Consider the following 7,356-nt stretch of genomic DNA (forward strand, 5'->3'; position numbering starts at 1 on the left):
CCCCGCCCCCGCGGGCCCGGCGGGGGGGGCCGCGTCCGCACCCCGGGGGGCCGCGGCCGCGCCGTCACCGTGTCACCGTCCGGTCCCGATGCGGTCCGGAATCGGCGTCTTCGCCCACCTCCGGCATCCGGCCCCCGTAGCGTCCTGCCCCGTGCCGCCGTACGGGTCCAGCAGCCCCGGGCGCGCACCGCACTCCACCACGCACCCAGGGAGCACCACCACCATGACCGGACGTCACCCGATCGCCGCCCGCGCCCTGACCGCCGCCGCGGCGCTGGGCATCGCGCTCGCCCTCGCCGCCTGCGACCCGGACGGGACGGAGGACGCCGCCCCGGCCGCGACCGCCGCCACCGCGCAGCCGACCGAGGGCGCACCGGCCGCCTCCCCGAAGCCCACGGCCGCCGCACCCTCCCGCTCCGCCTCCCCCGCCGCCGCCCCGGACGGAAAGCGCACCCTGACCGAGGCCCGCACGGCCGGCGGCCTGACCCGGGCCACCGGGGACGCGCAACTGAGCGACGTGCCGGTGGACCCGGGCGAGATGCGGGACGGGATGAACCTGGTGGAGGCCAACTACGTCCGCACCGGCGGGAGTCCGGGCCGCCCGGTGCTGTTCGCCGGGGTCGACGGCGTGCCCGAGGAGCCGAGCGTGCGCCGCGAGCACCTGTGGCGCGGCCTGATCGACTACGCCCTCGGCCAGGGCTCCACCGGCGACCCCGGCACCTCCACCGCCTACCCGGCCGGACCGCTGGGCGGCAACCTCGAGTGCTTCCCGCTCGGCGCCGACGCCCTGTGCGGCTGGGTCGACTCCTCGACCGCGGCCGTCGCACTGTTCCCCGCCACCACCCCCGCGGACGCCGCCGGGCAGTTCCTCCGGATGCGCGCCGACCTCGAGCACTGACGCTCCGTCAATTCCGGACTGCACCACCAGGGGCCGGGGAAACGTCGGCAGACGAGCACGCACCATCAGGGGCCCGGGGAACTGTCGGCAGACGGGCATGCACCACCAGGGGCCCGGGGAACGGCGGGGCCGTGCTGCTGACGGCCGGAGCCCATCGAAGTGTCCGTGCTGCTGCGTGCCTGAAACAGAACCAGAAGCCGATGCATGCAACGGCAGTGAACCGCCAGCAGCCACGGCCTCGCCGTTCCCCGAGCCCCTGGCGGTGCACCCCCTCCGCAGTGACAGCCCAACACAGACCGGGAGCCTTTCCGTGAGACCACTCGACACCTGGCGGACGGCGACGTCCGTCCTCCCCCGCCGCACCGCGCTGCGCCTGCTCGGCGCCTCCGTCGTCACCGTCGCGCTCGCCGCCTGCAGCGGCAAGGCCGGCCCGGGGCTGGGCGCGGTCGCCCTGGGCAAGTTCGCGGCGGGCCGCTGGGAGGTCTCCGCCCCCGACGCCAACTACCCGCAGTGGACGCTCACCGTCACCGAGGACGGCACCTGGAAGGGCGAGTACCAGGCCGACGACGGCACCGGCAACACCTCCCTCCAGACCGACTCGGGCACCTGGTCGCTGGCCGGGCAGGCGCTGCACGTCACCATCGAGGACAACGACCACACCGCGGACGCGTCCCGGCTCCCGGAGAGCGTCAGCGGTGACGCGTCCGCACAGTTCGACTGGACGTTCGGCAAGCGGACCGACGGCATGCGGGCCACCTACACCGCCGGGACGAAGACCCTGGTCCTGGTCCGCTCCAGGCACGGCGGTGACCAGACCATCACCGCCGTCCGCGCCTGACCGCGGGTCCACACCGGCCGTCCGGACGGCCGTCCGACCGTCCGGCCGTCCGACCGCGTCGGCGGGTGCTAGAAATCCCTGGTGGACGATCACCCCGCACCCGCCCTGCGCGTCTTCGTCGCGCTGGCCCCGCCCGACGAGGCCAAGGACGAACTCGCCCGCGCCCTGCGGCCCGCGTACGCCGCGCACCCCCGGCTGCGCTGGAACCGGATCGAGGACTGGCACATCACGCTGGCCTTCCTCGGCGAGCTGCCCGCCACCGCCGTCCCGCCGCTGCGCGCCGCCCTGGCCGACCGGGCCGCCGGACAGCCCGCCCTGCGGCTGGGCCTGCACGGCGGCGGGCACTTCGACGGACGGCTGCTGTGGAGCGGCGTCGGCGGCGACCTGGACGGCCTGCACCGGCTGGCCGCCGGAGTCCGCGCCCTGGTCCGGTCCCTGGGCCTCGACTACCGCGACCGCCCGCTGCACCCTCACCTCACCCTGGCCCGGGCCCGCCGCGACGACCCCGCCGGCGTCCCGGCCGGCGCCGCCACCCTGACCGGCTTCACCGGCCGCCCCTGGTGGACGCCCCGCCTGCACCTGGTCGGCAGCACCCCCCTCCGCACCCCCGAACCCCTGCGCTACCGCGACATCGCCTCCTGGCCGCTGGCCGTCCCGCCGAAATCCGGGTGACAGCGCCGACCGCCCTGCTCCAGGATGACGGCCGTGACACACGCGGGCGGGGACGGGGACTGGCTGGCACCGACGACGGCGTTCCTGGCCGCGCTGGACGCGGTGGTCTGGGACAGCCTGGAGACCTCCTTCTGGGAGGAAACGATCAAGGGCGTGCCGCGCGCCCTGCGCCGGATCGTCTGCGCCGGGCCCGGTTCCACGGAGGACGACTGCGACCCGCTCTACGGCCTCGTCGCCTATCCGGGGGACCCGACCCCGTCCGCGGCGGCCGTCGCCCTGCCGTTCGTCCTCACCCTCGCCGCCGACCCCCGGATCGGCGCCCGCACCACGCTCACCCGGCTGCTGGCGCAGGCGGACCCGACGGTCCTGTCCGAGCCGGACCGGGCCCGCCTGCTGGCGCTGCGCACCGACCCGGATCCGGCGGTGCGCCGGGCCACCCTCCCGCCGAGGGCCGACCTGGCCGAACTGCTGGAGCGCTGGCGCACCGAACCCGACCCGGCGGTGCGCGTGCCCGTCCTGTTCGCCCTCGGCAAAGCCGCGGCCGCCCCGAACGCCGGCCCGGCCACCGTCGCCGCGCTCCAAAGCCTGCTGGAGCCGCTGCTGGACGGCGACGACCCGGTGCTGCGGGTCGCCGCCGTGTACACCGCCGCCGGGTTGGACCGTGATCTGCCGGTGCGTCAACTCGACTTCCTGATACGGGTTTTCGCCGATCCGACCCTGCCGCCCAGATTCGCGGAGCTCTGGCACGAGCCGCTCTACGACTTCCCCGGCGACCGCGAGTCCGCCCTCCGGGGCATCCACCACCGCCTGGGGCACGACCCCGCCGCCCGCCTCTCCTTCGCCCTGCGCCTGATCGAGGCGTCCGGACCGACCGGCGACGCCCCGCTGCGCCGGGCCGCCCTGGACCTGGCCTGGCACGACCTGCTCCAACGGCCTTCCACCGCAACTGCGTTGCTCCCGGTGGCGGGCGCCCTGCTGGACGACCCGGACGGGCCGGTCCGGCTGCGGGCCGCCAACCTGCTCGCCGCGATCGGCCCGGCCGCCGCCCCGTACGCCGACCGGCTCGCCGCACTGCTCGGCGACGACGCCGATGACCCCGAACTGGCCGGCACCGTGGGCCAGTTCGCCCGCTGGGCGCTCGCCAGGAGCGGCGACCCGCGCGCCCTGCCCGGCCTGGTCGAGGCACTCCGTGCCCAGGCCGGGGAACCGGACCGCGGCTACATCACCACGGACCCGCGACGGCCCGCCCCCGCCCACCTGCTGGCCCCGCTGCGGGCGCACGCGGACGTCCTGCTCCCCGCGATCCGCACCGCCCTGCGCGACGACGGGCCCAGGGGCCCGCTGACCCTCCCGCTCCTGGACACGCTCGAGTCCTGGGGCGGGGCCGCGCTCCCCGCCCTGCCCGACCTGGTCCCGCTGCTCGCCGACACCTGGACCGCCCAAGCCACGGCCGAAGTGCTGAGCTCCCTGGGTCCGGCCGCCGCAGCCGCCCGGCCGGCCCTGCTCGCCTGCCCCCTGGCCGACCAGCCGTGGGTCCCCCGGGCCGCCACCCGCCTCGACCCGGACCGCGCCGCGGCCCTGCGCCGGGTCGGCGCCGCGGTCCTGGCCGCCGACCCCCCGGGGCGCGCCCCCTTCGCCGACCTGGCCCGGTTCGGCCGCGCCGCCGCTCCGTACGCCGACCACGTCCGCACCGCGTACGAGCGCGTCGAGCATCCGTGGGAACGGCTCTCCGCCGCGATCGCCCTGTGGTCGATCACCGGCGAGGACGACCCCGCCGTCCGGGCCCTGGAGGAGTTCGTGCTGCCGGTCGCCGACGGCACCGAGAACCACGGCTTCCTCCGCGACGCCCTCGACTGCCTGGCCCGGATCGGCACCACCACCCCCGCGATCCGCACCGCCCTGCTGACCGCCCGCGCCTCGGACCGCCGCCTGGCCCGCTCCGACGGCTACCCGGCGATCCTGGAGGACGAGGACCTGCGCACCCTGATCGACCGGGTGCTCGCCCTCGGCGCCGACGACGCGGCGGATGCGGTCGCCCCCGGCAGCTGACACCCCCGGGCGCACAGCCCTCCGCCTCCGACTCGTCGGCCCACCGGTTCGACCAGGCGTCCTCGGCGGCGTCCGCCACCCGGTGGAGGTCCTCGCGGCACGTCCGGTCGACGGCTCCGGCGGGATGGCTGCGGACCTCGGCCCGGGACCCGGTCGTGCGACGCGATGCGGCGGGTGCGCCGGTCCGGGTCAGCCGGACAGGGTCAGCCGGTCCGGGTCAGCCGGACAGGGCCCAGCGGAACAGGGGGGTGAGGAACGGGGGCAGCAGGATGACGGCGAGCGGGAAGAGGAGCAGGCCGCAGCCGGCCGCGCAGCCCTTGCCGGCGCGCTCGAGCGGGGGGCCGGAGGCGAGGGCGGCGAGGGCGGCGGAGAGCAGCAGGGCGGCCAGCAGGACGGCGCCGGCCAGGACGATCACTCCAGCTGCCATCGCGCGGTCTTCCGTTCTCGGGTCCTCCAGGAGAGGGTGGTTCGTGTGCGTGGGAATCATAGCCGCCCCCGCGCGGCGGCCTCCGGGCGCGAACGTTTCAGCGGGCCGGCGGCCCGGAGCTGGGTGGATCGGGGCGGGGCGGGGGTGCGGGGTTGACGCACCCGGGGCCCGTTTCCACCATGGGAGCGCTCCCACAACTCCACCCGCACCCCCCACCCGGGAGGAACCACCCCATGCTGTTCCACAGCAGACCAGCCGGCCCCCGGCGTCGCCGCCCGCTCGCCGCGACCGCCTCGGCCGCCCTCGCCCTGGCGGCAGCCGCACTGCCGCTGGCCGCCCCCACCGCCTCCGCCGCGGACCCGGTGCCCGCCGGCGACACCACGGTGACGGTCAACCCGGCCGCCGGCCTGGGCACCGTCGGCGCCGCCGCACTCGGCGCCAACACCGCCATCTGGGACGCGCACATGAACGACCCCCAGGTGGTCTCGCTGTACCAGCAGGCCGGGATCGGCGCGCTGCGCTACCCCGGCGGCTCGTACTCGGACATCTACCACTGGGTCGACAACACCGCGCCCGGCGGCTACGTCGCCCCGGGCACCGACTTCGACGCCTTCATGGGAACGGCGAAGGCGTCCGGCGCGCAGCCGATCCTGATCGCCAACTACGGCTCCGGCACCGCCCAGGAGGCCGCCGACTGGGTGCGCTACGCCAACGTCACCAAGGGCTACGGGGCGAAGTACTGGGAGATCGGCAACGAGATCTACGGCAACGGCGTCTACGGCAGCGGCTGGGAGAACGACACCCACGCCGACAAGTCGCCCGACCAGTACGCCCGGGAGGTGAAGGCGTACGCGGCGGCGATGAAGGCGGTCGACCCGACCGTCAAGATCGGCGCGGTGCTGACCATGCCCGGCAACTGGCCGGACGGCATCGTGGCCGCCGGGGACGACGGCGACTGGAACCACACCGTGCTGGCCGCGGTCGCGCACGACGTCGACTTCGTCAGCGTGCACTGGTACCCGAACGCGGGCGGCGGCGACCAGGCGCTGGCCGCCGTGCGCCAACTGCCGGGCGAGCTGCGCGAGGTGCGCGATCTGCTGGACCGGTACGCGGGCACCGACTCGGCGAAGATCGGCATCGCGATGACCGAGGTCAACTCCGAGTCCGGCAACGGCGCGCTGACCAGCCGTCCGAACGGCCTGTTCGCGGCCGAGGCGATGATCACCGCGCTGGAGAACGGCGTCTTCAACGTCGACTGGTGGGACACCCACAACGGCGTCGGCCCGATCACCACCGTGGGCGGCGAGACCGACTACGGCGACATGGGCATGCTGTCCAGCGGCGGCTGCAACGGCGACGTCTGCGAGCCGGCCGTGAACACCCCGTTCGCGCCGTACTACGGCATCAAGGCGCTGGGCGCGCTCAGCGACCCGGGCGACACCATGGTGGCCTCCTCGACCTCCGGCGCCGAGGTCTCCTCGCACGCGGTGCTGCGCGCCAACGGCGACCTCAGCGTCCTGCTGCTGAACAGGAGTTCCAGCGCGGCGCACACCGTGGACCTGCGCTACCCGGGCTTCACCGCCGACGGTTCGGCCCCCGCCGTCCAGCGCTGGGCGCCCGGCGACACCGGGCTGGTCGACGCGACCGGCACCGCCACCGCCTCCTCGGTGACCCTGGCCCCGTACTCGATCACCGTGCTGACCGTGCACCCGAAGCCCGGCACCGGCCAGGCCGGCGCCACCGTCGGCGCCCCCGGCGCGCCGCGCACCACCTCGGTGGGCGCCAACACCGTCGCGCTGAGCTGGCCCGCCGCGACCGGCGCGGTGGACCGCTACGAGGTGTACGAGCAGCTCGGCAGCACCGTGCAGCTGCTCGGCTCCTCCACCGGCACCTCCGCCACCCTCTACAACCTGCCGCCCGGCTCCCGGCACACCGTCAACGTGCTGGCCCGCGACCAGGCCGGGCACCTCTCCCGCCCGTCCGTCCCGCTGACCTTCACCACCGGCACCCCCGACGACAGCACCTGCACCGTCTCGTACCGGCTGACGGCGGGCTGGGGCAACGGCTTCGTGGCCTCCGTGGTGGTGAACAACCTCGGCCCGGCCGACCTCGACGGCTGGACGCTGGACTTCGACTGGCCCTCCACCGGGCAGTCCGTCGGCTCGTGGTGGAACGCGAACGTCGACGCGAGCGGGCAGCACGTCCGGGTCACCAACGGCCAGTACAACGGCCACCTGGTGCCGAACGGCGGCAACTCGGCGGACTTCGGCTTCGTCGGCAACAACAACGGCGCCAACCCGTCCCCGACGGTGTTCCGCCTGAACGGGACGGTCTGCCGCACCGTGAGCTGACCGGCACCGTGAGCTGACCGGTACCGCGGGCCGACGGCCCCCGGGCCGACCGGCGGCGGCGCACCGACCGGCGGCGGCGCACCGACCGGGCGCGGGGCCCGGCGAGGAGGACGTCCCCCTC

General features: G+C 75.8%; 6 protein-coding genes. 5 read left to right on the plus strand and 1 reads right to left on the minus strand.

Features of this window, described 5'->3' with window-relative positions:
- The first annotated feature begins 223 nt into the window (after window positions 1–223).
- From ACFUEL_RS31200 to ACFUEL_RS31215, 4 genes are all read left to right on the plus strand, one after another.
- Entirely contained in the window at window positions 224–898 is a 675-nt protein-coding gene (locus tag ACFUEL_RS31200) for a hypothetical protein (RefSeq protein WP_380240162.1), read from the plus strand.
- Between the two features lie 310 nt (window positions 899–1,208).
- A complete protein-coding gene (locus ACFUEL_RS31205) occupies window positions 1,209–1,736 on the plus strand; it encodes a lipocalin family protein (protein WP_380240164.1) in 528 nt (175 codons plus the stop codon).
- 78 nt (window positions 1,737–1,814) lie between these two features.
- The gene (gene thpR / locus ACFUEL_RS31210; RefSeq protein WP_380240172.1) at window positions 1,815–2,408 is read left to right on the plus strand and encodes an RNA 2',3'-cyclic phosphodiesterase; all 594 of its coding nucleotides are present in this window, start codon (window positions 1,815–1,817) and stop codon (window positions 2,406–2,408) included.
- A gap of 33 nt (window positions 2,409–2,441) precedes the next feature.
- Window positions 2,442–4,457: a hypothetical protein gene (locus ACFUEL_RS31215; protein WP_380240166.1), complete on the plus strand. Its 2,016-nt coding sequence runs from the start codon at window positions 2,442–2,444 to the stop codon at window positions 4,455–4,457.
- Window positions 4,458–4,674: 217 nt separating this feature from the next.
- Here the strand turns inward: ACFUEL_RS31215 and ACFUEL_RS31220 are convergent, their stop codons facing one another.
- Window positions 4,675–4,884, minus strand: coding sequence for a hypothetical protein (locus ACFUEL_RS31220; protein ID WP_380240168.1), 210 nt, complete (start codon window positions 4,882–4,884; stop codon window positions 4,675–4,677).
- Between the two features lie 233 nt (window positions 4,885–5,117).
- Here ACFUEL_RS31220 and ACFUEL_RS31225 point away from each other — a divergent pair, with 233 nt between their 5' ends.
- Window positions 5,118–7,235: a cellulose binding domain-containing protein gene (locus ACFUEL_RS31225; protein WP_380240170.1), complete on the plus strand. Its 2,118-nt coding sequence runs from the start codon at window positions 5,118–5,120 to the stop codon at window positions 7,233–7,235.
- The last annotated feature ends 121 nt before the right edge of the window (window positions 7,236–7,356 follow it).

The sequence above is a fragment of the Kitasatospora sp. NPDC057198 genome, assembly GCF_042670125.1.
In the GTDB taxonomy this organism is placed as follows: domain Bacteria; phylum Actinomycetota; class Actinomycetes; order Streptomycetales; family Streptomycetaceae; genus Kitasatospora.